The sequence below is a fragment of the Alkaliphilus flagellatus genome (assembly GCF_018919215.1).
Taxonomy (GTDB): Bacteria; Bacillota; Clostridia; order Peptostreptococcales; family Natronincolaceae; genus Alkaliphilus_B; species Alkaliphilus_B flagellatus.
On sequence record NZ_JAHLQK010000006.1, the window covers coordinates 1 to 25,449 of the forward strand.

Below are 25,449 nucleotides of genomic sequence, written 5' to 3' on the forward strand. Positions count from 1 at the left end.
TAGCGCAGTTTGGTAGCGCACATGGTTTGGGACCATGGGGCCGGGGGTTCGAATCCCTCCACCCGGACCAGGTACAATTATATACTCATAAAAGTGAGGGCCTTTAGCTCAGTTGGTCAGAGCGTCCGGCTCATAACCGGCAGGTCCGGGGTTCGAGTCCCTGAAGGCCCACCATTTTCATTGTACAAAAAAGTACAAAACAAGCCCAGATAGCTCAGTCGGTAGAGCAGGGGACTGAAAATCCCCGTGTCGGTGGTTCGATTCCGCCTCTGGGCACCAAAAAAAGAACTGATATTTTATATATCAGTTCTTTTTATTTATCTTATTATATTTAATATTTATTATTTTAAATATTAGATGTATACTATAATGAAGATTATTTAAGGAATATAGATTTTAAAATAATAGAAAGCAGTTCTCCTATTAAGTGAATATTAAGATGCTCGCCAAGCTTTAAAATCATCAGCTTATTGATAAAGTATTTTTCACTATAATAATCACTTTTATTAAATAGTGATTTAGATAAATTAAAATTTTCCAAATTAATATAACTACATTTTTCTCCAGTAGATAGATAACCTTCAAATAATGGAATTTCAATATTGAACTCGCCATTATAGGGATGCCATTCGAAATTAAAGTTAGATCCATAATATATAACATCTAGTATATCTTTAAAGCTTTCAGTAAGTCCTTTTATATGTAAAAAACCTTTCTTAATTAATATATTTTTAGGATATACATTGAAATTAATTTTTTTAGAATTATAATTTACAATTATCTCTTTTCCTATAATGTCGTATTTTTCAATAGAAATACTATCGAAAATAGTAAGTAGCTTATTTAAATAATAAATATCTTCATAATTATGAAGTAATATTGTTTTCTCAACACTAGGTGAAGGGTTTTTAACATATTCCTTGTATAGCAGCACACTATCTTTTCCGCTAATAGTATCCTTTCTATTAATTCCTACAAAACGCTCAACAGTTTTTAGTTTAAAATTTTCTAATGGAAGTTGCTTTTTTTCTTTTCTAAGACACTGTAGTATATCAATATGTTTAATATTATCAAAGTTCCATTCTAACTTATTAAATATAAAACGTTCTTTTAGAAAAGGTATATCAAATGTCGCGCCATTATAGGTAATAACATAGGGGAAATTTCTAAAAATATTAGAGAATTCTCGTAAAATATTAATTTCCTCATTAGGATTTTCTGCAAAAAATTGTTTTAATATAATAGTATTATTTGCATTATATAAAATCCCAATCAAAATAACTTGATGATACTTTCTACTAAGTCCTGTTGTTTCAATATCTATTACACAATACTCAGTTGTATTAAATATTTCTTCTAAGTTCTTTGGTAATATAGTTCTATCCTCTACTTCAAATGTTTTAATTTTCATGATTACCTCCTAACTCTCCTTTACTAAATATAATATCAAAAACTAGTAAGTCAATCAAAAACTAAATGATATTTAGACTTTTTTATGGGTAATAGAAATGTAATATAGGTGTAATGTTATTGGTAGAGGTTATATGATAATATTAATAATGGAATATTTTACAATATTGAGGATGGTGATTTTATGAAGAGAATTGTTATGTTATTAATAGTAGTTTTAATATTGTTATCTAGTTTTCAAACGGCTATGGCATATACATATTATATTGATATTTTAGAGCATTGGGGAGAGCCCTATATTGAATGGGCAACTAATGATGTGGCTTTATTTAAAGGTTATAAAGATGGTACATTTAAGCCAGATAATAGTATTACACGTGCTGAATTCATGTCTATATTAAATAGACTGTTACAAATACAAAAATCAAATAATACTAATGTAGCTATCAAATTTTATTTAGATTATGATGATTTAAATAAAAATTTTTGGGCATATGATGATATTTATGAACTTGCATATTACTTGGAAAATAAAGCTCGACAAAAAGTAGATTTAAAGTCAATTTTCCCTGGAAATAATTTTAGACCAAATGATCCTATTACTCGTTATGAGGCTGGAGTGTTAACTAGCTTAATTATACCACCGCCTATTGAAGTATTAAATAAGAGCTATAAGGATTTAACTAGTAATGTGAGCTTTTACAAGGAAATAATGGAATTAACAAGTAATGGTATTGTCAAAGGATATAATGATGGAACATTTAGACCTTGGCAAAAGATTACACGGGCTGAGGCAGCAACAATTATTAAGAATGCATATGGTGAGTTAGAATACTTAAAAAACAATGAATTATGTATGAGAGATTTAAAGAAATTCAATCTAAATAAAAAGAAACCATTATTTGAATATGGTGCTAATAATATAAATCAACCTGATCTCGATAAAAATTTCATTAATGCTATTACTACTTTAGATTACCTGTCCTTTGTTGGATACATACCATATTCTGAAAGACATCTATATGATCCTAACCCGATAGATAGCTTATGGCAGTTAAAAAATGATGATTACTATAATGTAATAGGTGTAAACTATTATTTATTGTATTATGATAAAAATCTTGTAAAGGAAAGAAAAGTTGAACTTATAAAAGAAGCATTTGAACATTATGAAAGTATAAAGAAAATAAATAATGTTGATGGAATGGTAGAATTAGTGGAAATAGCCAAAAATATAGTCAGTCCTCAAGAACTTATTTTGTTTTTAGAGAAATATTTTTACTCAACAAAAGACAATAACGATAAAATTTTAGCAGGCACATTATTAATTGAACAGTATTTAAATGATTATAAATATAAAAAAGCATTAGAAATACATAAAGAAATGTTGAATTTAAGTAAAGATATTGAACTAAAAAGTCACTTGATATTAAATAATGGTTACTTAGTTTATAAAAATAGTGGAACTAAGGTAGCTATAGATTATTTGAATAAATCATGGAATGATTTAAAGATAGATAGTCAATATAGAATATATAAGGATAAAGGTGACTTTTTATTTACCAGCATGATTAAGCAATTAATGGTGAAATGATTTAAATTGACTTAAGTTTTGCTATAATAGTATAAGTACTATTATAATATAAATTTTGAGGTGTGTTATGATCGAGCAGTACTTAGAAGAGTTAAACAAACAACAGTTAGAGGCAGTTAAGCATTACAATGGTCCTTGTATGGTATATGCAGGACCAGGGTCTGGAAAAACAACAGTAATTACTCATAGAGTAGGTTACTTAATCCAACATTATAAAGTAGATCCTAATAAAATTTTAGTAATATCTTTTACAAAGGCAGCAGCGGATGAAATGAGATTACGGTTTGAATCGAGTTATGATTGGTTATTGCATGGAAAGCAACATGTTAATTTTGGAACTTTTCATTCTGTATTTTTTAGAATTTTGAGATCCTATTATCGATATGATTTAAGTAACATTTTAAATGAAGGAGAGAAGTTTGGTATAATTAAGAACATTGTAAGAACCCTTGGAGTTGGAAATAAATTAGATGATGAATTGATAAAAGATATAATATTAGATATCGGATTGTTTAAAAGTAATATATTAAATATAGATGATTTTTCTCCCAATTCAATGTCTAAAGATGATTTCAATAGGGTGGTACTTTCTTATGAGAATTATAAAAATGATTGCCATAAAATTGACTTTGATGATATGCTTACAAAATGTTATGAGCTATTAATTAGTCAACCTACAGTCTTACAAGCTATACGAAATATGTACCAGTATATATTAATAGATGAATTTCAAGACATTAATAGTGTACAATTTGAAATAATTAAATTGTTATCTAGTTCTAAGGAAAACTTGTTTGTTGTTGGAGATGATGATCAGTCTATTTATAGCTTTAGGGGAGCTAAGCCAAATTTCATATTAGAATTTGATAAAATTTATAAAAATACAATAAGAATTATACTTAACTTAAACTACAGATCCCAAGAGAATATAATTAGTACTGCCAATAAGCTTATAAGCAATAATGATTTAAGAATAAAAAAAAGTATGCTATCTACTAAGGAACCTGGAGTAGACATACAGTTGTTCAGACCCAAAACTCGAGAGTTAGAGAACAAAGAGTTAAGTGATTTGATAAACAGTTTAATTAAAGAAGGCTATAGTTATAGTGATATAGCAGTAATATATAGGACTAATATATTATCAAGCTCTATAGTGGACTCTTTATTGGACAGTAATATTCCCTTTGCTTCTAGAGAAAATATATATAATATTTACGAGCATTGGATGGCTAAAGACTTAGTTGCCTATTTAAGGTCAGCATTAGATATAAATGATAGAGAAGCAGTAAAAAGGATTATTAATCGTCCAACAAGATATATAACTAATAAGGCAATGAATGAAGCTGACGGATACCATAAGGATTTTATTACGTCCCTAAAGGTTAAAGGTAACCTAATGCCTTATCAAATCTCTTACTTAGATAGATTAGAAGTAGATATGAAAACTCTTAGTCATTTAGAAACAAGAAAGGCGATTAGCTATATTAGAAAAGAAATTGGATATGATGAGTATATTTATAATTATTCTATAGAAAAACAAATTAGTACTAATGGATTGATAGAAGTTTTAGATGAACTGGAGGAAACATCTTCTAAGCACAGTAGTATTATGCAATTTATTAATCATATAAAAGAATTTAAAGAATCTTTATATGATAATAAACGAAACTATTCTTATAAAGATAATCAAGTAGAGCTTTTAACGATGCATAGTGCAAAAGGGTTAGAATTTAAAGTAGTTATTATAGTTGAAGCTGTAGAAGATATTATCCCCCACAGTAAAAGCAAAGATGAGGAAAGTATTGAGGAAGAAAGAAGGCTATTTTATGTTGCCATAACTAGAGCTAAGGAACGTTTATATATTTATGCACCACTAAATAAATATGATAAAAAAGCTGAAATATCACGTTTTATAAATGAGATGGAAATTTTAAACGAAAAGAAAAGCAAATTAGAAAAAGGTCAAGAGATTATTCATAGGGTATTTGGTAAAGGGTTTATTGAAAGTATTAATAAAAGTATGATTAAAGTAAGGTTCTGTAACAATAATGAAACTAAAGAATTAGATATTGTTACATGTCTTGAAAATAATTTGATTTATTAAAGAAAAAGACCTTGATGGTAGGAGTTGTTTGTAAACTCACTGTCAAGGTCTTCTTGCTATTTATATTGATTATTTTCGATTATTCCCTTTAATGTATTTAAATCTTCAGTTACAGTTAGAGCTAGCATAAGTTTAATTCTAGCTTTTTGGCCTGGTAGATCTCCACCTAATATTACACCCATATTTCGGAGAGTTCTTCCAGCTCCCTCATAGCCATATGTATCAAGAACCCTACCAGTAGGACAGCGTGACACCATTACAATAGCAACATTATTTTTAATTGCATATTCAATACCATCTAGCATAGTTGGAGGTACATTACCTCTTCCTAAAGCTTCAATAACTATACCCCTAGCACCAGTATCAACAGAATACTTAAGGAATCTAGAATCCATGCCAGCAACGCACTTGATTAAATCTACTTTTGTTTCAACGGATTGAGTAGGGATATGTTGACGATTTATAATTTGTCTATGATAGATTACCTCATCATTGTCCACGATCCCAAGAGGACCAAATTCTAAGGATTTAAATGTATCTAGACTTAATGTATTACTTTTAGTAGCTTCACTAGCTGCATTAACCTCATTGTTCATTACGACAAGTACACCTTTATTTTTAGAATCATGTGAAATTGCTGTACAAACAGCAGCGGCTAAGTTACTAGGACCATCGTAGCCAAGCTCTGAGCTATTTCTCATTGCCCCTACCACGACTACACACTTTGAAGAATTAATTGTTAGATCTAACAAGTAAGCGGTTTCTTCTAAAGTATCAGTTCCATGAGTAATTATAACACCATCTACATCATCTCTTTCCAAGTTTTTAACTACTAGTTTTTGTAGATCCATCATTAATTGAATATCTATATGTGGACCAGGGAGTTTAGAAAATGTAATTGATTCTGTTTCTGCATATTTATCAATGTTTGTAACCAATGACATAATCTCTTCACTTGATAAAGAAGGTATAGCAGCTCCAATCCGTGGATCTACTGTCATTGAAATTGTACCACCAGTAAATATTATTACAACTTTAGGCTTACGCATGATAAACCTCCTTATATTTAATTATTCAAAAATTAATTGAATACTGCAATATCATTATATAATATATGGACAGAATTTGAAAATATCAAAATATAAATTTGCAGAAAAAAAAGCCAGGTCCACGAGACCTGACTTCACGTCCATAAGACGTGATTTCCGTTCAAAAGGGGTATTGGGAATAGAGATTATATTATCGAGGTTACCAGGGGGATAACCACATACTCATTGTAACAAATTACGACAAAAAGGTCAATGGTTTGACAAAAACTTTTTGTTATTTTGTCTATATAGTAATTTTGCTTATATAGAAATTGGTATATAATAGAATTGTATACATTTCTATTTAATTAGGGGGTAATGATATGGATCAGGTAATTGAAAAGGTTTTAAAAAATTTAGAGAAAAGAAAAATAAAGGCTAAATATTTTGAAACAAAGGAAGATGCTAGAAATATAATTTTAGAAGAAGTAAAATCAAATATGACTGTCGGTATTGGAGGGTCAATGACTGTAAAAGAAATGAAGCTACATGAAGATTTAATAAAATCTGGTAATACTATCTATTGGCATTGGCTAGTTGAGCCAGCACAAATGTCAGATGTAAGAAAAAAGGCGTCTATAGCAGATGTATATTTAACTAGTACAAATGCACTAACTGAAGATGGAGAACTAATAAATATAGATGGAGTTGGAAATAGAGTTGCTAGTATGTTCTATGGACCTAAAAAAGTTATAGTTGTGTGTGGTGTAAATAAAATCTGCTCAGATTTAATTTCAGGCATCGATCGTATTAAAGCTCAAGCCTGTACTAAGAATGCTACAAGATTAAATCGTAGAACACCTTGTGCAGCAACTGGCCAATGTAATGACTGTCAAAGTCCAGATAGAATGTGTAATGTAACTACTATTATTAGTGGAAAGCCTGAGGAAGTAGATTTGAATGTTTATATTGTAGGAGAAGAATTAGGATTCTAAGAGAAGAAAGGTTAAATAACCTTTCTTTTTTTTGCAATAATAGAAGAATAATATATCAATAATTAATTTTTTAAAAACTATTGCATATTTATACTTAAAAATGTATAATATCTCACATAGGATAATTATACAAATAAATGTATAGTTATTAATTAGTTAATCAAGGAGGAATTAAAATGAAGAAGTTTTCGAAAATAGCTATTATTTTAGGAGTAGTTACTTTATTTACTGCCTGTACTAACGGTGTCGCTGGTAATAATACAGAGGAGACTTTATCTAAGCTAGATAAAATTAAAAAAACTGGAAAGATAGTTGTTGGTACTAATGCGTACTATCCTCCATATGAGTTTCATAAGGAAATTAACGGTAAAGATGAAATTGTGGGGTTTGATATTGACATTGCAAAGAAGATTGCAAAAAGCTTAGGTGTAGAGCTTGAAATAAAAGATATGGATTTTGACGGATTATTATTAGCATTAAATGCAGATAAAGTTGATTTTGTAATAGCTGGTATGACTCCAACTGCTGAGAGAGCCAAGGCCGTGAACTTTTCTAAAGTATACTATAAAGCTATTCATGGAGTAATTATTAATGTGGATAATAAAGATGTATTTAATACATTAAATGATTTAACCGGTAAAAAAATAGGAGCTCAGAAAGCTACTGTACAAGAGGAAGTTGCAAAAACAGAGATAGCAGATATCCAATTAAAATCATTAGCAAAGATACCAGATTTAATCCTTGAAGTAAAAAATAATAAAATTGATGGCTTAGTTATAGAAAAGCCAGTAGCTGCTGCATATACATATCGCAACAAAGACTTAATGTTAATGGATATTACATTCGAAGATGCAGAAGGCGGATCAGCAGTTGCAGTTAAAAAGGAAAATACTGATTTACTCGATGAAATAAATAAAACATTGGATACTCTAATGAGCAATGGAGATATAGAGAAATTTATAACAGAAGCTACAAAAATTGTAGATGACTTATAATAGAGAGATAGAATATAAAACTTTGAGTTATGGAGAACTAAACATATTATACAGGGAGTGATTGAAATGCATAGAAAAAATATTATTATTATAGGAGCAGCAGGGCGAGATTTTCATAACTTCAATACATATTACCGTAACAATGGTAATTATAGAGTTGTAGCTTTTACAGCAGCTCAAATACCTGATATCGACAATCGAAGATATCCTACTGAACTAGCAGGGAGTATGTATCCTGAAGGAATTCCAATATATTCTCAAGATCGATTAGGTGAATTAATTAAAGAATTTCAAGTAGATGAATGTGTTTTTGCATATAGTGATGTAAAATATGAAGATGTAATGGGTATAAGTGCAATTGTTAATGCAGAAGGTGCTGACTTTACGCTTCTTGGTTCTAAAAACACCATGCTAAAAAGTAGCAAACCTGTAATATCAATTTGTGCTGTTCGAACAGGTTGTGGAAAGAGCCAAACATCACGTAAAATTATTGAGATATTGATGGAACATAATCTTAAAGTAGTTGCAGTTAGACATCCAATGCCGTATGGTGATTTAGCTACACAAAGAATACAAAGATTTGCTACCGTAGAAGATTTAGAGAAGCATAATTGTACTGTTGAGGAAATGGAAGAATATGAACCCCATGTTGAACGTGGAAACATTATTTATGCTGGTGTAGATTATGAAAATATTTTAAGAGCAGCTGAAAATGATCCTGATGGCTGCGATGTCATTATATGGGATGGAGGAAATAATGATTTTTCGTTTTACCAATCTGATTTATCAGTTGTAGTGTTAGATCCACACCGCCCAGGGCACGAATTAAACTATTACGCAGGAGAAGTTAGTCTAAGAACTTCAGATATAGCAATTATTAATAAAATCGATAGTGCTGATCCAAGGGCAATAAAGCAAGTGGAAGAAAATATTAAACGTATTAATCCAAATGCTACTATTATTAAAGCAGAATCTAAGATTACTGTAGATAATCCAGATATAATTAAGGGAAAACGAGTCTTGGTTGTTGAAGATGGTCCTACTTTAACTCATGGAGAAATGAAACTGGGGGCTGGAATAATTGCAGCACAAAGATTTGAAGCAAAAGAATTAACAGACCCTCGTCCATATGCAGTAGGAAAACTAATTGAAACCTTTAATAGCTATACACATATTGGCACACTTCTTCCTGCAATGGGTTATGGTGAACAACAATTAAAAGACCTTGAAGAAACAATCAATAAAGCTGATAGCGATTCTATTATTATAGGTACACCAATTGATTTAAGTAGAGTTATTAATATTAATAAGCCTTATACACGTGTACATTACGAACTAGAAGAAGTGGGAAGTCCAAATCTTAAATCAATATTAAATGACTTTATCAAAGATTATAAACTTGGAAAATAGAGAGCGTATAAATATTCTTGTGCAAACTGATTTAAAAATCTCCTCATTGGATAACAATCTAAGGGGAGATTTTAAATTTATGTAGACCTAGCAGAGCAGATAAATAGAGTTTGCTCGATTAATGCTACATTGGTTGTTTTACTGAAATACGGGAAATACTAAAGTAGGTTAATGAAAGCTTTACAAAAAAGCATTATTTAGATATTATAATACCTGTAATATGAAAATGAGGGTGAAATTATGGAAGTTTACTTAGATAATGCAGCTACTACAAAACCAAGAAAAGAAGTAGTAGAAAGCATATTAAAATCATTGGAGGAGCAATATGCTAATCCTTCATCTTTACACAAAAAAGGAGTAGAAGTAGAAAAGGAAATAAAAAGAATAAGAAGAATAGTGGCTAAAGCATTAGGCTGTACAGATCAGGAGATAATTTTCACCTCTAGTGGTACAGAAGCAAATAATTTAGCTATTAGAGGAATAACTGATGCTTATAAAAGAAGTGGTAACCATATTATTACTTCGAAAATAGAGCATAAATCTGTTTTAAACACATTTAATGAGTTAGAAAAAAAAGATTTTAAAGTTACATATTTAGATGTAGATGAAAAAGGATTTATATCTACTGAACAGTTAAAAGATGCAATTAATAATAGCACAATTTTGGTTAGTATAATGTATGTTAACAATGAAATTGGAAGTATTCAGCCAATAGAAGAAATGAGTAAAATTATTAAAAGTATAAATCCCAAAACATTATTTCATGTAGATGGAGTACAGGCTTTTGGAAAAATTAAGTTTAACATAAAGGATATTAAGATTGATAGTTTTTCAATAAGCGGACATAAGATTCATGGGCCAAAGGGAATAGGCGCCTTATATATTAAAAAAGGAACTAAAATTAATCCAATATTAACTGGTGGAAGTCAGGAAATGGGTATTCGTTCAGGAACTGAAAATGTACCAGGTATATATGGATTAGGTGAGGCTGTTAAATTATCTATGGAAGATCAGGATAAGAACATCGAACACTTAAAGAAACTTAGAAATTACTTTATAGATACATTTAAAAGTCAAGTTGAAGGTATACATATAACATCTGAAAAGAATGATAATTTTGCACCACATATTATTAATGTTTGTTTTCCTGGAGTTAGAAGTGAAATTATGCTCCATAGCTTAGAGCAAGATGGGATTTATGTGTCGTCTGGTTCTGCTTGTTCATCTAAAAGAAAAGGATATAGCCATGTGCTAGAAGCAATAAATATGAAAGATGACTTAATTGATAGCGCACTTAGATTTAGCTTGTCTTATATAACTACCAAAAGCGAAATAGATTATGCAATAGAAAAGACGAAGGAACATTTTATTAACTTGAAAAGAATTATTAAGAGGTGATTATATAGTGGAAAATGTAGTAGTAATTCGTTATGGAGAAATAATGCTAAAGGGAAAAAACAAAAGATTTTTTGAAGATAAATTAGTAAGTCAAATTCGGCATGCATTGTCAGATTTAGGAAAACTTAGGGTATATAAAGCACATAGTCGGATTTATATAGATGTAGAAAACTACAATGTAAATGATATTACGGATAGAGCTAAAAGAGTATTCGGTGTTGTTTCCCTTAGCGTTGCCAAAAGATTTGAAGTAGATATGGATAAAATTAAAGAAATAGCACTTGATGAGCTTAAGGATAGAATATCTGAAAACAATAATATTAAAACATTTAAAGTAGAAAGTAAAAGAGGGGATAAGAGCTTTCCTATGCAGTCTTTAGAGATTAGCAGAGAAGTAGGAGGATACTTACTTGAAAATATAGAGAATATATCCGTTGATGTACATAATCCTGATGTGAGTATTCAAGTAGAAGTAAGAGATAAAGCCTTTGTTTTCAGCAATAAAATCAATGGTTTTGGAGGATTGCCTCTAGGAACTAATGGTAAGGCTCTACTACTTCTTTCGGGAGGAATAGACAGCCCAGTGGCAGGTTGGCTTGTTGGAAAAAGAGGAGTAGATATAGAAGCAATTCACTTCCATAGTTACCCTTTCACCAGTGACAGGGCCAAGGAAAAGGTAATAGATCTTGCAAAAATACTTTCTAGCTATTGTGGTAAGTTTAAGTTATATTCTATAAATTTATTACCTATTCAAAAAGAAATAAATGAGAAATGCCCAGAGGAAGAAATGACTATTCTTTCAAGAAGGTTTATGATGAAAATAGCAGAGAGAGTAGGAGTAGCAAACAACTGTGATGCCCTAGTAACAGGAGAAAGCATTGGACAAGTGGCAAGTCAAACTGTAAAGAGTCTTTATGTAACTAATGAATCTGTTGAAATGCCAGTATTTAGACCTTTAATAGCTATGGACAAGGTAGATATTATTGATTTAGCACATAAAATTGGAACATACGAAACATCAATACTACCATTTGAAGATTGCTGTACTGTATTTCTTCCAAAGCATCCAGTTACACAGCCTAAATTAGATAAAATTGTTAAATCTGAAAGCAAATTAGATGTAGAAGAGCTTATTAATGCAGCAATAGAAGATATGGAAGTAGAAATAATTACTATAGAAGATTAAAAAATATATAGACAACAGCTAAAAGGGAGGAGAATTTTTATGGATTCATTGACTCATTTTAATGAAGAAGGAAGAGCTAAAATGGTTGAAGTAGGGGATAAACTGAATACTAAAAGAGAAGCTGTAGCTAAAGGCAGTGTATATATGATGCCTGAAACATTAAAGAGAATTATAGATTATGATATAAAAAAAGGCGATGTTTTAGCTGTTTCGCAAGTAGCTGGTATAATGGCTGCTAAGAAAACAAGTGATCTTATCCCAATGTGCCATAATATTATTTTAACTGGTGCAGATATCAATTTTCATATAGATGAGGAAAATAATAAAATAGATATTGAAGCTGTAGTTAGAACAACTGGAAAAACTGGTGTAGAAATTGAGGCATTAACCGCTGTGTCTGTAACTGGGTTGACAATTTATGATATGTGTAAAGCTATAGATAAAAAAATGAAATTAACAGATGTAAGGCTAGTTAGGAAAACAGGTGGCAAATCTGGAGACTTTATTATAGAGGACTAAAACTAAAACCTAGGGTATATGTCTATGTATAGGCAATTATCCTAGGTTTTTGTAAAATATATAATTATTTTACATCGTGTCCACATTCACTATCTGTGCCTTTTAAAATGCCAATGCCATGAGAAAGTACAGGTAAAATAACCTCTAAACATTCCTTTACTCCCTTTGGGCTACCAGGTAAGTTGATTATTAAAGTTTGTTTTCTTATTCCTGATACAGCTCTAGAAAGCATGGCCTTAGGAGTAACACTAAGGCTTTTCATTCTAATAGCTTCTGAAATGCCAGGGGTTAATCTCTCCACAACATCTAAGGTTGCTTCAGGGGTAACATCCCTAGGGGAAAATCCTGTACCACCAGTTGTAAAAATAATATCAAGCTTTGCTTCATCACACATATAAATTAATCCTTCAGCTAACTTCTCTCTTTCATCAGGAACAATCATATATTCCCTTACAACTCCTCCAATAGGTTCAAGCATTTCACCAATTAATGGACCGCTTTTATCTGTTCGTTCTCCCTTAGAGCCTTTATCACTAGCTGTAATAATACCAACTGTAATCAAATTGTACTCCTCCACTTCATATATAATATTTTTGTAAAACATTGTTGTATCTATATTAGTTATCATATAATATAAGTATAACATAGAAATGGAGGTGAGTAGAATGAGGTTTTTAGCAAGATGGTTTATAAGTGCTATTTCGATTTATATAATAGCTAATTTATCTTTAGGGGTTACTGCATCAAGCTTTAAGGCAACTTTAGTCGCCGCAGCTATTTTAGGTATTGTAAATACAATTATTAAACCTATTTTAGTAATTCTCACTTTACCAATTAACATAATGACCTTAGGATTATTTACATTCATTATTAATGGTATTACATTAATGATAACATCCAGCATTGTTGGAGGCTTTGAAGTGAAAAATATCTTTGCAGCGGTTGTTGCATCTGTACTTATTAGTATAGTTAATATGATATTAACAAGCTTAACAGGAGTTAAAAAATAACAAAAGTTAAAGTATAGCGAGGGAGAAACGTGGAAAATATAATTGATACAAAACTAGATAAATTTAAGCTAAGATTTGGAAATGAAAAGGACGTTCCTTTAATTTTGCAGTTTATTAAAGAATTGGCTGATTATGAAAAGTTATTACATGAAGTGGTTGCAACGGAAGAAATATTAATGGATTCCTTATTTAAACAAAAATCAGCAGAAGTTGTTATTGGTGAATATGAAAATAAATCTGTAAGTTTTGCATTGTTTTTTCATAACTTCTCAACATTTTTAGGTCGATCAGGAATTTACTTAGAAGATTTATATGTAAAACCTGAAATGCGAGGAAAGGGAATAGGAAAGCTAATGTTATCATTCCTAGGAAAGCTTGCCATTGAAAGAGGTTGTGGAAGATTAGAATGGTGGTGTCTTGATTGGAATGAGCCATCAATTCAGTTCTATAAAAGTATGAGTGCTATTCCAATGGATGAATGGACAGTATATAGAGTTTGTGATGAAGCCTTAGTTGATTTAGCTAAGGGATATGATAGCTAGTTACATAAATTTATATAATTGAATAATATTTTTCTGTTTAAAAAGGCATTGGTTTTTATCAATGTCTTTTTATTATAACCTTATAGAAGAATTGCAAAGAATATTTGGGAATATTTTGATAAAAAGCAGGATATAAGATAAATAGATAGAAGATTATGTTAAAGCAATATGGGATCAGTTAAGTTAATTAAAGGAAGAAAAGGAGGCTGGAAATTAATATGTTCAAGGAAAATAAAATATATATTATAATATTTCTGACTCTCATTATATCAATATTGATACCTAATACTAGCTATGGAAATTCAGCTGAACCACCATCTATATTAATTATCGTTCCAAATGCCCCTAATGACTTGGAAGTAAGTGCTAGAACTGGAGATAATGTAATAAAAGGCAGAGAAATAAATAAATTAATTGAAACTCACTATACTTTCTATAATAGCCAGATTAAGATGGCTTCTAGGCACAAGGATATCGACTATATATTTACAATTAGTACAGGAGATATCAGCTATGAAATAGCTTTAGAGAAACCTGTAGCATCATATAATAATATATATACATTAGATTTAGATGCTCAGATATTGACTCCAGGAAAATTACTATCGAGATCAATTTTATTAGTTGCTATGCGTATAATTTTGACACTTATAATAGAAGGAATTGTATTCTGGAAATTTGGTTTTAGAAACAAAGAGTCCTGGATAGCTTTTATTATTATAAATTTAATTACGCAAGGTGCATTAAATATTTGGATTAATGGATTTGATCCTAGCAGTAGTTATATGATTTTTTCATTGATACTTGCTGAGATAATTATATTTATTACTGAGATGATACTATTTCCCATATTTGTAAAGGAGCATTCAAAATCGAAGAAAGCGGCATATGTTTTTATTGCAAATATTGTAAGCTTAATTGCTGGTGGATATATTATTACAATATTACCTATATAATAGCTGCTTAGTTTCTTCTACTTGGCTTAAAGAGTTAAAAATTTATTTTTACATAGAGATGCCACTAGCAATTTAGGATACATTGTATTATAGAGAAATTAATCTATCTTAAGTGGAACAACTTAAAAAGTTCATCGTCTAAGAATAAAAGAGAATTATTAGGAGAGTGAATTTATTGTGAAGAAATCTTTAATTTTGATTATAGGTATAATAATGATATTTACGATTGTAGCAGGATGTAGTAATTCAGAAAAGGATAATGAGGTTTCATTTATTGCAACTGTACTTGAAAATAATCAATCCTACTTGTTAGTAGAACCTGTTGAAGGCTCTTCTGAACTTAGTTCTGCTGATAAAATTATGGTATCTATAGGAGATGAAACTCTGTTAAAATCTCAAAATGAACAGACAATTGTAGATAACATTGAAGTTGGGAGTAAAGTTGAAGTATTTTACGATGGTAGGATTGCTGAAAGTTATCCTGCACAAATTAATACTTGCCATCAGGTTAAAATATTAGATTATAATATTTTTACTACAGAAGATGAGAATTTTCTAGTAAAAACATATATTAATAAATTAGAGCTTAAAGAAAATGAAGAAATAAGCATGTATTCAACTATAGAATATATTGGGGAAAAAGACAACATTACTATATGGTCAGGAGAGCCATATTTTCATTATACGATTTATAATGGACAAGAATATTTTAATGAGGGTATAACTGAAGATTTACTAAAGCAAACAGTTTTAAACAAAGGTGAAATATATACTATACCATTTTCAAAGAGTGGAGGATTTAGTGGGGATGATCCCAAAGCTGATTTCTGGAAACACTACTATTCAGAAAAAGAGCTAAAATTACCTAAAGGAGAATACTCTTTTACTGCATATACAGATTTTGCTTTGACTGAAGAACAAACAGAAAAAGTAACATTAAAAATAGACTTTGAAGTTAAAGTGAAATAATTTAAAAAATTAAGGAGAAATACACATGAAAAGATGCTCTTGGTGTGAAAATGATGAACTATATATAAAATATCATGATGAGGAATGGGGTGTTCCTGTTCATGATGATAATAAACATTTTGAGTTTTTAGTTTTAGAGTCAGCCCAGGCAGGTTTAAGCTGGATTACTATCTTAAGAAAGAGAGATAATTATAGAAAAGCGTATGATAACTTTGATCCCGTAAAGGTAGCTAAATATGATGAAGAAAAAATTAATGAATTAATAAATAACCCAGGAATTATTAGAAATCGTAGAAAAATTGAAGCTTCAGTTAATAATGCACAAAGATTTTTAGAAATTCAAAAGGAGTTTGGAAGCTTTAATAATTACTTATGGGGCTTTATAAATAATGAAACAATAAAAAATGAATGGGATAATATTTCACAAGTACCTGCTAATACAGATCTGTCAAGTAAAATAAGTAAGGACTTAAAAAAACGTGGTTTTAGATTTGTAGGCTCAACAATAATTTATTCCTATTTACAGGCGGCAGGATTGGTAAATGATCATATTAAAGATTGTTTTAGATATAATGATATATAAAATAAAAAAATCGACAAATATAGTCGATTTTTTATTTTAGAAGAAATAATCTTTAAATTGTTGATAGTTTCTAAAGACGTATAAAATCAGTAATACTTTGAGTACTTGAAAATTTAGAATAAATTTTAAGTACGACAGGAGTCGATGCGATAGCATCATACGACTTTTTTTTTATTTTATATTAAATATAACTTTCAAAATGTTACAAAACAAGTGTTTTTTCACTGAAGGACTTGTCCTACATTTATAGAAATAGTATATATCACGTAAATAGGAGGGGTAAAAGTTGCAATTACAATATGAAATGGTAGACAACATACTAATTGTTAAATTTGATGGTGAATTGGATCATCATGTTGCTGAAAACATTAGAACAGATCTAGATGATACAATTAGTCAACATAGGATTAAAAACCTAGTTTTTGATCTAAGTGGCATGGGATTTATGGATAGCTCTGGAATAGGGGTTATTATTGGACGATATAAGAATATATCTAAACTAGGGGGAAAAGTATCGGTTATCCATGTAACTGATCAGATAGATAAAATATTTAGTCTAGCAGGTTTATACAACATTATAAGTAAGCATAACAACAAAAGCGAAGCCCTTAATTGTATGTAAAGGAGTGTAATTAGATGGAATACAAAAACTATATGAAAATAGAATTTGACAGCAAATCTCAAAACGAGGCTTTTGCTAGAGTAGTAGTGGCTGCTTTTGCCTCACAGTTAGATCCTACAATAGAAGAAATTACAGATATAAAAACTGCTGTTTCCGAAGCAGTAACCAATGCTATTATTCATGGATATGAGAGTAACATGGGTATGGTTACTGTAACATGTAGAATAAATGGTAATGAGTTAGAGATTATTATAGAAGATAAGGGACATGGGATTGATAATGTTGAACAAGCAAGAGAACCTCTTTTTACTTCTAAACCACAACTAGAGCGTTCAGGTATGGGCTTTACTGTGATGGAAACCTTTATGGACGAAATTGAAGTATATTCTGAGCTAGAAAAGGGAACAACAATAAGAATGGTAAAAAAGTTCAAAAGCCTGAATGTAGAGTAAGGGGTAGATAAAATGAATTTTCCAGCATTCTCAGGGGAACAAGTTGAAATATTGGAGCACGAAAAAACTATAGAATTAATATTAGAGGCACAAAAAGGAAGCTTACAAGCTCAAGAAACATTAGTAAGTCATAATTTAGGACTAGTTAGAAGTGTAATAAGGCGTTTTGCTAATAGGGGATATGATAGAGAAGATTTATTTCAATTGGGCTGTATCGGATTAATTAAAGCAATCAAAAAGTTTGATATCAGTTTTGATGTAAGATTTTCTACCTATGCAGTACCTATGATTATTGGAGAGATAAAACGATTTTTAAGGGATGATGGAATAATTAAAGTATCCAGATCTCTAAAGCAGACAGCAGCTAGGGTTAAAATGACAAAGGAGAGATTGCAAAAGGAACAAGGTAGGGAACCGACTTTACAGGAAATTGCTGATGACATGGATGTAACAAAGGAAGAAATTGTAATGGCATTAGATTCCAGTGCACATCCAGAGTATTTATATGATGTTATTCATCACGATGATGGTTCACCAATACATCTTATAGATAAAATTAGTGAAACTGATAGTTTAGAGGATAGTGAGGTAATTGATAGGATAATGCTTCAAGAAGCTATTGCAAAATTAGAACCAAGAGAAAGACAAATTATATTTTTAAGATATTTTAAAGATCAAACACAAACCGAAATTGCTCAAGTTTTAGGTATTTCTCAGGTTCAAGTTTCAAGAATCGAAAAAAAAGTATTGCAAAATATGAAAGATTTAATGAAGAAGGCTTAAATATAAGTCTTCTTTTTTATTTAAATAAAATATCCACAGTAATTATTTAGCTAATAAGTATAGAACATAATAAAGGAATTAAAAAATGAAAATAGCAAATAATAAATGTGAAGGATGGTGAGAATATGACATATATATTAAGAAAATATAAAAACATATTTTTTATAACACTTATTTTAGTACTTTCCTTTAGTGCATGGTACATTTTTACAAGTAATAATATCAATAAAATACCTGAAAAAGCAGATTTAGTTTTGAATCATACCAGCATTTTAAGGAGTAGGACAAATGAGTAATAATAATCAAGTTTTTTTGAGAGTAAATGGAAAGGTTTCACTTCCAAAGAGCCAATCTGTTGTATTAAAAGATTTAGTAGAAATTTCTGCCGACAAGGAAATAAAGAAAAAATTAGAAAATTTAAGTTATCCAGTTAACATAAAAGACAATAGTAACATTTTAATTTCAGTTATATCACTTATAACCTTTATAAAAGAAAATATATCTGATGTTGACTTAGTGGTTATAGGTGAAACTGATATTTTAATTAGCTTTCAAGATGATAATATAAATACAGATAAATACAAAAAATTGAGAGTTTTAGTAGTATGTTTGTTGCTATTTATAGGATCTATTACGGCTATTATTAATTTTCACTCTGATGTGGATATGAAAACGGCCCATACTGTTATATATAAGATAATTACAGGTGTAGAAACTGATAGACCATTATTACTGCAAATACCATATTCTTTAGGAATAGGAGTAGGAATGGCAGTGTTCTTCAATCATATATTTAAGAAAAAAATCAATAATGAACCTACCCCACTTGAAATGGAGATATATTCTTATCAACAAAGCGTAGATGAATATATAAAAAACAACAATAGTGAACAGCGCTAGAGGTGATAAAGGTGATAAAGATGAAATATACAATTGTACCTCTGTTAGGATTTTCAAATGGGATTATTGTAGGAAGTGGGATTGTTGCCTTACTTTCACTTTTAGATATTATTCCAAGACTAGCTCAATTAACAAAAACCTATAATAATATTAAACTTTATGAAAGTGTAATTGTAGGTGCTGCTGTTTTGGCATCGATTACTTCTCTTACAGGTGTTGGAATAAATTTAGGAAAGTTCACAGTGATAATTGTTGGATTTAGTATGGGTATATTTATTGGGCTACTAGCATCTGCATTAGCCGAAGTATTAAATGTCATGCCTGTATTAATAAGAAGATTTAGATTAGATGGATATATAATATATATAGTTTATTCATTAATACTTGGAAAAGTATTAGGATCATTGTTAAATTGGACGCTATATTTTAAATTTAAATAGAGAGGAAATTACACATGAATAAATATAAATCATATTATTTACCAAATCAATTTGATATACACAAATTTGAAAATATAGAGGATAAAAAAATTATCCATCAATTTGAAGATAAAAATATAACTGTAAATATAGAAAAGCTAACAGATAAATATATATTAAATCAGCTAAGATAGATAAATACTAAATATGGAGTGATATGAATGTCAAAAAATCAAGCGAATAAAAATAAGGCTTATCAAAATTATGTAGATACAAAAATTCCAAAGCCTCATTTACTTAAAAATTGCATATGGGCTTTTTTGGTTGGGGGAGCTATATGTACAATAGGAGAAGTAATCCATCGTGTAATAGAATCACACTATAAGTACTCTCATTTAGATGTAAGTGATATAACTACTTTAATAATGGTTTTTATTGGAGCATTTTTAACGGGGATAGGTATATACGATATTATTGGTAAAAGAGCAGGAGCAGGGTCTCTTATTCCAATTACAGGATTTGCGAACTCTATAGTTGCTCCTGCAATGGAATTTAAACGAGAAGGATTTATAATGGGAGTTGCAGCAAAGATGTTTGTTTTAGCAGGTCCAGTACTAGTATATGGAATAGGCTCTTCAGTAATAGTTGGCATTTTATACTATATTTTTAAAAAATAGGAGGGAATTAATTATGGCTATAAAAAAACTAGGAAGTCAAACTATAAGGTTATTAAATCCTCCATCAATTATTTCTACAGGTACAGTTGTAGGTCCTAAAGAAGGAGAGGGTCCTCTGGCACAATACTTCGATACAATATTAGATGATGATTTATTTGGAGAAGATAGTTGGGAAAAAGCTGAAAGTAAGTTAACTAAAGAATCAGTAAAGTCTGCCTTAAGTAAAGCTAGATTAAATATGACAGATATGGAATATATGTTTGGTGGAGATTTACTTAATCAACTTATGTCAACATCATTTGCTGCTAGAGATTTGCAAATTCCTTTCTTTGGACTATATGGAGCCTGTTCTACTATGACAGAATCTCTTAGCTTAGCATCTATGATAATAGATGGAGGATATGCAGACAATGTAGTGGCAACAACATCAAGCCATTTTTCTGCTGCAGAAAGACAGTATAGATTTCCATTAGAGTCTGGAAATCAACGTCCGGTAACGTCACAGTGGACAGTAACAGGTTCTGGATCTGCAATATTATCAGCAAAAGGTGAAGGTCCATACATTACTTATGTTACAACAGGGAAAGTAATAGACTTTGGTATTAAAGATGCAACAAATATGGGTGCAGCTATGGCTCCAGCAGCAGTAGATACTATAAGAATGCATTTAGCTGATACAGGATTTAAACCAGACGACTATGATCTTATTATTACAGGTGATTTAGGAAAAATTGGTCACCAAATAGCATTAGAGCTATTAGAAAAAGAAGGCTACGATCTATCAAAGGTTTTAAAGGATTGTGGAATAGAAGTATTTGATAATGAAAAACAAGATACCCATTCAGGTGGTAGTGGATGTGGTTGCTCTGCTGTAGTGTTTTGTGGATATTTATATGATCAATTAAAGTCAAAAAACTTAAATAAAATATTACTAATTTCTACAGGAGCATTGCTATCACCTACAAGTACATTACAAGGAGAATCTATTCCCAGTATAGCTCATGCAGTTACAATAGAAAGCAAATTAGTAAATTAGGAGATGATAATATGCAGTATGTAAATGCATTTATAGTAGGTGGAATAATTTGTGTAATTGGACAAATTATAATTAATAAAACAAAGCTTACACCTGCACATGTTTTAGTTTTATTTGTAACATTAGGAGTTGTGCTGGGTGCTATTGGCTTATATGAACCTATAGTAAAATTTGGTTGTGCGGGAGCAACAGTTCCAATTCCAGGTTTTGGATATTCCTTAGCTAAAGGAGCAATGAAAGGGGTTGATGAACATGGCATATTAGGCGCCTTTACTGGAGGAATATCGTCTACTGCTGGAGGAATTACAGCCGCCATAGTTTTCGGGTATTTAATGGCAGTACTATTTACTCCAAAAACCAAACCATAGGATGTGGAAAAATGAATAATACGAATACAGAAAAAAGAAAAATTATATTAGTAACAGATGGAGATTCTTGTGCTCAAAAGACATTAGAAATAGCAGTTTCAAATATAGGGGGAAGATGTATCTCAAGATCGGGAGGTAATCCTACCCCTATTACATCTTCCGAAATAGTTGAGCTAGTAAAACAAGCTAAAAATGATCCAGTAGTAGTTATGGTTGATGATAGAGGAAACACTGGTATAGGTAAAGGCGAGCAAGCTATGTTTGAAATTATAAATCATCCTGAAATAGAAGTACTTGGAATTGTTGCCGTAGCTTCAAACACTAAAGGAGTGAGAGGAGTAAGAGTAGATTACTCTATAGATAATAATGGTAACATGATTAATGCTCCTGTAGACAAGCATGGAAATATAAGCGATAAAAAAGTACTATATGGGGATACAGTAGATATTATTAATAATTGTAATGTTCCTATTGTTATTGGAGTAGGTGATATTGGGAAGATGGAAGGAAAGGATGTAAGCGAAATAGGAGCTCCTATAATTACAAAAGCATTAGAAGAGATAATTACTAGAAACTCTACTCAAAATAAAAAAGGTTATAGACATTAGTTTAATCTATAACCTTTTTTATTTAATTTATTTTGAATAGTAATTTTAAAAAGATTAATTATTATCTAGGGAATCTATAGTATCATCATCTATATCTTCTATTTCTCCTTCATTAGGTCCTCCCTCAGTTTCTGTTCCATCTGGAGAACCACCTGGAAAAGGGATGCCTAATCCATCTACTAATGGGTCATAGTATCCACTAGGAAGTTCGTAAATATAGTCTAATGGTGTAATACCACCATGTTCTGCTGGATAATAAGGAATTGGTCTTTGTACAAATACCTTAGATTGTACTTGCCAAGGTGGAGTTAAATCTGTAGCTAACTTGCCAGATGGTACGTGAATATCCGCAAGTACATGAACATCACATTTCCCAGTAGGCTGAGTACCCTTAATAAATATCTCAGATTTAACTGTACTACCTCTAGGGTCTAGTGCGCAAAGTTCTGTAGGAAGTTTACCAGAAATAGTACATATATTAACTCTTACTATATCACTTGGCATTTCGAAGTCCTTAACCGAGTGACCCTCATGAACTCTTTTCATAACTTTGCTCCATAAAGATGCAGCAGCGGGACTACCTGAAGTTAATTTTACAGGTTGATCAGATCCAATCCAAACAGATGCTGAATAATAAGGAGTATAACCTACAAACCATGCATCTTTTTGACTATCTGTTGTACCAGTTTTACCAGCTACAGGCATACTTCCAATATTAGCTCCTTTACCAGTACCTCTAGGAGATGAAACAACTCCACGAAGCATATCAGTTACAATATATGCGGATTGTTCTGTTATTACTCTATGCTGCTGAGGCTTATTTTCTAAAATAAGATTTCCGTGTCTATCATGTACTGTAGTAAAGGTAGTTGGACTAGTGTAAAGTCCTTTATTAGCTAATACATTGAAGGCAGTATTCATTTCTAATGGACTAACACCTCTAGTCATACCACCTAAAGCAGTAGCCAATGTTTCATCAGTATATTTTTTACCATTAATAGTTAATGGGTTTTCTCTAGTATGAACTGTAGTTATACCCATATTTTTCATAGAATCTAGCATAGTATTTATTGAAGAATTTTGATCACCACTAAGCATACTTGCTAGCTTAACTGCAAATATGTTACCAGAACGTTCCACACCTTCACGTAGAGTAATTAATCCACGATAGCTTTTATCAAAGTTTCTAGGCCAAGGTGTATTAGGTGTAGATTTATTAAAGTAGTGAGGAATATCATCTACTATACTTCCAGCAGTAAAACCATGCTCAATAGCTGGAGCATATACTGCTATTGGTTTAATGGATGATCCAGGCTGTCTAGGAGTCAAAGCTCTGTTAAGTATTCTTTGACCAGAGGTCATACGTCCACCAACAATAGCCTTAATTTCTCCAGTTTGATGATCACTAATAACCATAGCAGATTGAGGCTGAATTTGGCCTTCGTTATCTCTTATATTTTTTTCAGAATCTTCAGTAAAGCCTTCTTTGGCCAATAGCTTTGCTCTATCTGCATTATTTATTTTAGGAAAGTTACTTGAATTAGCATATTCTTCATCTAATATTTTTTGAATTCTTGTATCTAAAGTACTATTAATTCTAAGACCACCAGAATAAAGCATATCAATAGCTTCATCTTCTGAGTAGCCACTATCTTTTAATGCCTGTATAACATCTTTTTTTACCAAATCTCCAAAAAATGAAGAGATATTTTCGGATATTTGCCGATTAGGTTTTAAGTGAGATTTAACATCTTCTTCTAATGCTTGGTTATACTCAGTTTCTGTAATATATCCTAATCTTTTCATTGCATTGAGTACTAATTTTTGTCTACTAATAACATACTCATCAATTTTATCATTCATTATTACAGTATATACTGGATCTGAATCATCTAATACAACATGATGCTCTTGTACATCTTCTTTTTTCAATGTGATAATTGGTGTATTTCTTGAAGGATATTTTGTTATTCCAGCAATTAATGCAGATTCTGCAAGGGTTAAATCTTTAGCATCCTTAGAAAAATACACTTGGGCAGCTGCCTGTACACCATGTGCTCCACTTCCTAAATAAATAGTATTTAGATATGCTTCTAAAATTTGTTCCTTTGATAGCTGTTTGTTTAGCATAATACCATAATAAGCATCTTTGATTTTTCTGCTATAGCTTTTATCGGAACGACTTAAATATAGGTTTACAGCTAACTGTTGGTTAATTGTACTGGCACCTTGTCTAGAACCTGTACGAAGGTTTGTCCAAAGTGCACCAAAAATACGCTTTATATCTACTCCTTTGTGAGTCCAAAAACGCTCATCTTCAATTGAAACAAAAGCACTCGTTAAATGCTCAGGCATTTCAGAATAATCTACTACAACTCTAAATTTGTTAGATTCTATTTTTTCAATTACTTGGCCCTCAGAATCTAAAATAAAGGAGCTCTCATCGAGCATTTCGTATATATTTGAAGCATCAATAGGCTCCGTGTTTTTAATGATGCTCATTACAATTCCTGCTACAGCACCAGCACCAATAAAACCAATTAATATCATTGTAACTAATATTACTCTAAAAATACTTAGCTTTCTTTTTTTATTATTGTCTTTGTCAGTTTGTCTGCTTAGTTTTTTATCTGACATGTTTAACACCTCCATAAAGAGTGAATCTAATAGGTTTAGGAGAATAGATCAAAGATATTATACCATATTACTAATAATGCTATTATATAAATATAGCATATAGGCATTAACATTACAATTATATCATACTTTATGTAAAGTATACATTGTATCTTTATTCTCCAAGCTTTGTTATATAATAAAAAAATATTTGTATTAAGATAAGCAGAATAAGTCTGTTGTTCTAGAATCAAATAATAGCAATATAG

27 protein-coding genes and 2 tRNA genes are annotated in these 25,449 nt (G+C 30.6%); 25 read left to right on the forward strand and 4 right to left on the reverse strand.

All coding sequences use genetic code 11. The features are described 5' to 3' along the window. Positions 1-97 precede the first annotated feature (97 nt). Positions 98-174 (forward strand) — tRNA-Ile (locus tag KQI88_RS14520). A 29-nt stretch (positions 175-203) separates the two neighbouring features. Then, positions 204-279: transfer RNA gene (locus KQI88_RS14525), tRNA-Phe, on the forward strand. Positions 280-376: 97 nt separating this feature from the next. Here the strand turns inward: KQI88_RS14525 and KQI88_RS14530 are convergent. Further along, on the reverse strand, positions 377-1,411 hold the full coding sequence (locus KQI88_RS14530; protein WP_216418539.1) for a ribonuclease H-like domain-containing protein: 1,035 nt from the start codon (positions 1,409-1,411) through the stop codon (positions 377-379). 183 nt (positions 1,412-1,594) lie between these two features. Between KQI88_RS14530 and KQI88_RS14535 the strand changes: the two genes are divergently transcribed. Both KQI88_RS14535 and KQI88_RS14540 read left to right on the forward strand, forming a co-directional pair. After that, positions 1,595-3,004: an S-layer homology domain-containing protein gene (locus tag KQI88_RS14535; RefSeq protein ID WP_216418540.1), complete on the forward strand. Its 1,410-nt coding sequence runs from the start codon at positions 1,595-1,597 to the stop codon at positions 3,002-3,004. A gap of 67 nt (positions 3,005-3,071) precedes the next feature. Then, complete coding sequence (locus tag KQI88_RS14540) at positions 3,072-5,108, forward strand: ATP-dependent helicase (protein WP_216418542.1); 2,037 nt, start codon at positions 3,072-3,074, stop codon at positions 5,106-5,108. Positions 5,109-5,164: 56 nt separating this feature from the next. Here KQI88_RS14540 and KQI88_RS14545 read toward each other — a convergent pair whose 3' ends face one another. Then, positions 5,165-6,157: an asparaginase gene (locus KQI88_RS14545; RefSeq protein ID WP_216418544.1), complete on the reverse strand. Its 993-nt coding sequence runs from the start codon at positions 6,155-6,157 to the stop codon at positions 5,165-5,167. 362 nt (positions 6,158-6,519) lie between these two features. Between KQI88_RS14545 and KQI88_RS14550 the strand changes: the two genes are divergently transcribed. The 6 genes from KQI88_RS14550 (at position 6,520) to moaC (ending at position 12,639) form a co-directional block, all read left to right on the forward strand. Beyond that, positions 6,520-7,131: a lactate utilization protein gene (locus KQI88_RS14550; protein ID WP_216418546.1), complete on the forward strand. Its 612-nt coding sequence runs from the start codon at positions 6,520-6,522 to the stop codon at positions 7,129-7,131. Positions 7,132-7,307: 176 nt separating this feature from the next. Further along, positions 7,308-8,126 (forward strand): transporter substrate-binding domain-containing protein, encoded by an 819-nt coding sequence (locus KQI88_RS14555; RefSeq protein ID WP_216418548.1) that lies wholly within the window; start codon positions 7,308-7,310, stop codon positions 8,124-8,126. A gap of 66 nt (positions 8,127-8,192) precedes the next feature. Continuing rightward, positions 8,193-9,536 carry a cyclic 2,3-diphosphoglycerate synthase gene (locus KQI88_RS14560; protein ID WP_216418550.1) on the forward strand — a complete coding sequence of 448 codons (1,344 nt, stop codon included), beginning with the start codon at positions 8,193-8,195 and terminating at the stop codon, positions 9,534-9,536. Between the two features lie 240 nt (positions 9,537-9,776). Then, positions 9,777-10,934 (forward strand): cysteine desulfurase family protein, encoded by a 1,158-nt coding sequence (locus KQI88_RS14565; protein ID WP_216418551.1) that lies wholly within the window; start codon positions 9,777-9,779, stop codon positions 10,932-10,934. 7 nt (positions 10,935-10,941) lie between these two features. Then, positions 10,942-12,120, forward strand: coding sequence for a tRNA uracil 4-sulfurtransferase ThiI (gene thiI / locus KQI88_RS14570; RefSeq protein WP_216418553.1), 1,179 nt, complete (start codon positions 10,942-10,944; stop codon positions 12,118-12,120). Positions 12,121-12,159: 39 nt separating this feature from the next. Next, entirely contained in the window at positions 12,160-12,639 is a 480-nt protein-coding gene (moaC, locus tag KQI88_RS14575) for a cyclic pyranopterin monophosphate synthase MoaC (RefSeq protein WP_216418556.1), read from the forward strand. A 64-nt stretch (positions 12,640-12,703) separates the two neighbouring features. Here moaC and KQI88_RS14580 read toward each other — a convergent pair whose 3' ends face one another. Further along, positions 12,704-13,201 carry a MogA/MoaB family molybdenum cofactor biosynthesis protein gene (locus tag KQI88_RS14580; protein WP_216418557.1) on the reverse strand — a complete coding sequence of 166 codons (498 nt, stop codon included), beginning with the start codon at positions 13,199-13,201 and terminating at the stop codon, positions 12,704-12,706. A gap of 103 nt (positions 13,202-13,304) precedes the next feature. Here KQI88_RS14580 and KQI88_RS14585 point away from each other — a divergent pair, with 103 nt between their 5' ends. From KQI88_RS14585 to KQI88_RS14655, 15 genes are all read left to right on the forward strand, one after another. Beyond that, entirely contained in the window at positions 13,305-13,649 is a 345-nt protein-coding gene (locus KQI88_RS14585; protein WP_216418559.1) for a phage holin family protein, read from the forward strand. 29 nt (positions 13,650-13,678) lie between these two features. Next, positions 13,679-14,191 (forward strand): GNAT family N-acetyltransferase, encoded by a 513-nt coding sequence (locus KQI88_RS14590; RefSeq protein WP_216418561.1) that lies wholly within the window; start codon positions 13,679-13,681, stop codon positions 14,189-14,191. A gap of 218 nt (positions 14,192-14,409) precedes the next feature. Further along, on the forward strand, positions 14,410-15,147 hold the full coding sequence (locus tag KQI88_RS14595) for a hypothetical protein (RefSeq protein ID WP_216418563.1): 738 nt from the start codon (positions 14,410-14,412) through the stop codon (positions 15,145-15,147). Between the two features lie 177 nt (positions 15,148-15,324). Then, entirely contained in the window at positions 15,325-16,116 is a 792-nt protein-coding gene (locus tag KQI88_RS14600; RefSeq protein WP_330656245.1) for a DUF3221 domain-containing protein, read from the forward strand. A 25-nt stretch (positions 16,117-16,141) separates the two neighbouring features. Further along, the gene (locus KQI88_RS14605; protein ID WP_216418565.1) at positions 16,142-16,699 is read left to right on the forward strand and encodes a DNA-3-methyladenine glycosylase I; all 558 of its coding nucleotides are present in this window, start codon (positions 16,142-16,144) and stop codon (positions 16,697-16,699) included. Positions 16,700-16,985: 286 nt separating this feature from the next. Continuing rightward, positions 16,986-17,321, forward strand: coding sequence for an anti-sigma F factor antagonist (gene spoIIAA, locus KQI88_RS14610; protein WP_216418566.1), 336 nt, complete (start codon positions 16,986-16,988; stop codon positions 17,319-17,321). 14 nt (positions 17,322-17,335) lie between these two features. Further along, positions 17,336-17,773, forward strand: a complete 438-nt coding sequence (gene spoIIAB, locus KQI88_RS14615) for an anti-sigma F factor (protein WP_216418568.1) — start codon at positions 17,336-17,338, stop codon at positions 17,771-17,773. Between the two features lie 12 nt (positions 17,774-17,785). After that, positions 17,786-18,556, forward strand: a complete 771-nt coding sequence (gene sigF, locus KQI88_RS14620) for an RNA polymerase sporulation sigma factor SigF (protein WP_216418570.1) — start codon at positions 17,786-17,788, stop codon at positions 18,554-18,556. Positions 18,557-18,844: 288 nt separating this feature from the next. Further along, positions 18,845-19,456, forward strand: a complete 612-nt coding sequence (locus tag KQI88_RS14625; RefSeq protein ID WP_216418572.1) for a stage V sporulation protein AA — start codon at positions 18,845-18,847, stop codon at positions 19,454-19,456. A gap of 20 nt (positions 19,457-19,476) precedes the next feature. Then, positions 19,477-19,896, forward strand: coding sequence for a stage V sporulation protein AB (locus KQI88_RS14630; RefSeq protein WP_216418574.1), 420 nt, complete (start codon positions 19,477-19,479; stop codon positions 19,894-19,896). A 14-nt stretch (positions 19,897-19,910) separates the two neighbouring features. Beyond that, entirely contained in the window at positions 19,911-20,069 is a 159-nt protein-coding gene (locus KQI88_RS14635) for a hypothetical protein (RefSeq protein ID WP_212377322.1), read from the forward strand. 27 nt (positions 20,070-20,096) lie between these two features. Then, positions 20,097-20,552: a stage V sporulation protein AC gene (gene spoVAC, locus KQI88_RS14640; RefSeq protein ID WP_216418576.1), complete on the forward strand. Its 456-nt coding sequence runs from the start codon at positions 20,097-20,099 to the stop codon at positions 20,550-20,552. Between the two features lie 13 nt (positions 20,553-20,565). After that, positions 20,566-21,588, forward strand: a complete 1,023-nt coding sequence (gene spoVAD / locus KQI88_RS14645; RefSeq protein ID WP_216418578.1) for a stage V sporulation protein AD — start codon at positions 20,566-20,568, stop codon at positions 21,586-21,588. An 11-nt stretch (positions 21,589-21,599) separates the two neighbouring features. Continuing rightward, complete coding sequence (spoVAE, locus tag KQI88_RS14650; RefSeq protein ID WP_216418580.1) at positions 21,600-21,956, forward strand: stage V sporulation protein AE; 357 nt, start codon at positions 21,600-21,602, stop codon at positions 21,954-21,956. 11 nt (positions 21,957-21,967) lie between these two features. Then, complete coding sequence (locus KQI88_RS14655; RefSeq protein ID WP_216418582.1) at positions 21,968-22,564, forward strand: stage V sporulation protein AE; 597 nt, start codon at positions 21,968-21,970, stop codon at positions 22,562-22,564. 54 nt (positions 22,565-22,618) lie between these two features. Here the strand turns inward: KQI88_RS14655 and KQI88_RS14660 are convergent, their stop codons facing one another. Then, positions 22,619-25,201: a transglycosylase domain-containing protein gene (locus KQI88_RS14660; protein WP_216418584.1), complete on the reverse strand. Its 2,583-nt coding sequence runs from the start codon at positions 25,199-25,201 to the stop codon at positions 22,619-22,621. Positions 25,202-25,449 lie beyond the last annotated feature (248 nt).

What these genes read in the sequence shown, in the direction of transcription:
- KQI88_RS14530 (WP_216418539.1), bottom strand. Translation starts at nt 1,411, where the DNA reads ATGAAAATTAAAACATTTGAAGTAGAGGATAGAACTATATTACCAAAG.
- KQI88_RS14535 (WP_216418540.1), top strand. Translation starts at nt 1,595, where the DNA reads ATGAAGAGAATTGTTATGTTATTAATAGTAGTTTTAATATTGTTATCT.
- KQI88_RS14540 (WP_216418542.1), top strand. Translation starts at nt 3,072, where the DNA reads ATGATCGAGCAGTACTTAGAAGAGTTAAACAAACAACAGTTAGAGGCA.
- KQI88_RS14545 (WP_216418544.1), bottom strand. Translation starts at nt 6,157, where the DNA reads ATGCGTAAGCCTAAAGTTGTAATAATATTTACTGGTGGTACAATTTCA.
- KQI88_RS14550 (WP_216418546.1), top strand. Translation starts at nt 6,520, where the DNA reads ATGGATCAGGTAATTGAAAAGGTTTTAAAAAATTTAGAGAAAAGAAAA.
- KQI88_RS14555 (WP_216418548.1), top strand. Translation starts at nt 7,308, where the DNA reads ATGAAGAAGTTTTCGAAAATAGCTATTATTTTAGGAGTAGTTACTTTA.
- KQI88_RS14560 (WP_216418550.1), top strand. Translation starts at nt 8,193, where the DNA reads ATGCATAGAAAAAATATTATTATTATAGGAGCAGCAGGGCGAGATTTT.
- KQI88_RS14565 (WP_216418551.1), top strand. Translation starts at nt 9,777, where the DNA reads ATGGAAGTTTACTTAGATAATGCAGCTACTACAAAACCAAGAAAAGAA.
- moaC (WP_216418556.1), top strand. Translation starts at nt 12,160, where the DNA reads ATGGATTCATTGACTCATTTTAATGAAGAAGGAAGAGCTAAAATGGTT.
- KQI88_RS14585 (WP_216418559.1), top strand. Translation starts at nt 13,305, where the DNA reads ATGAGGTTTTTAGCAAGATGGTTTATAAGTGCTATTTCGATTTATATA.
- KQI88_RS14595 (WP_216418563.1), top strand. Translation starts at nt 14,410, where the DNA reads ATGTTCAAGGAAAATAAAATATATATTATAATATTTCTGACTCTCATT.
- KQI88_RS14605 (WP_216418565.1), top strand. Translation starts at nt 16,142, where the DNA reads ATGAAAAGATGCTCTTGGTGTGAAAATGATGAACTATATATAAAATAT.
- spoIIAB (WP_216418568.1), top strand. Translation starts at nt 17,336, where the DNA reads ATGGAATACAAAAACTATATGAAAATAGAATTTGACAGCAAATCTCAA.
- sigF (WP_216418570.1), top strand. Translation starts at nt 17,786, where the DNA reads ATGAATTTTCCAGCATTCTCAGGGGAACAAGTTGAAATATTGGAGCAC.
- KQI88_RS14625 (WP_216418572.1), top strand. Translation starts at nt 18,845, where the DNA reads ATGAGTAATAATAATCAAGTTTTTTTGAGAGTAAATGGAAAGGTTTCA.
- KQI88_RS14630 (WP_216418574.1), top strand. Translation starts at nt 19,477, where the DNA reads ATGAAATATACAATTGTACCTCTGTTAGGATTTTCAAATGGGATTATT.
- KQI88_RS14635 (WP_212377322.1), top strand. Translation starts at nt 19,911, where the DNA reads ATGAATAAATATAAATCATATTATTTACCAAATCAATTTGATATACAC.
- spoVAC (WP_216418576.1), top strand. Translation starts at nt 20,097, where the DNA reads ATGTCAAAAAATCAAGCGAATAAAAATAAGGCTTATCAAAATTATGTA.
- spoVAD (WP_216418578.1), top strand. Translation starts at nt 20,566, where the DNA reads ATGGCTATAAAAAAACTAGGAAGTCAAACTATAAGGTTATTAAATCCT.
- spoVAE (WP_216418580.1), top strand. Translation starts at nt 21,600, where the DNA reads ATGCAGTATGTAAATGCATTTATAGTAGGTGGAATAATTTGTGTAATT.
- KQI88_RS14655 (WP_216418582.1), top strand. Translation starts at nt 21,968, where the DNA reads ATGAATAATACGAATACAGAAAAAAGAAAAATTATATTAGTAACAGAT.
- KQI88_RS14660 (WP_216418584.1), bottom strand. Translation starts at nt 25,201, where the DNA reads ATGTCAGATAAAAAACTAAGCAGACAAACTGACAAAGACAATAATAAA.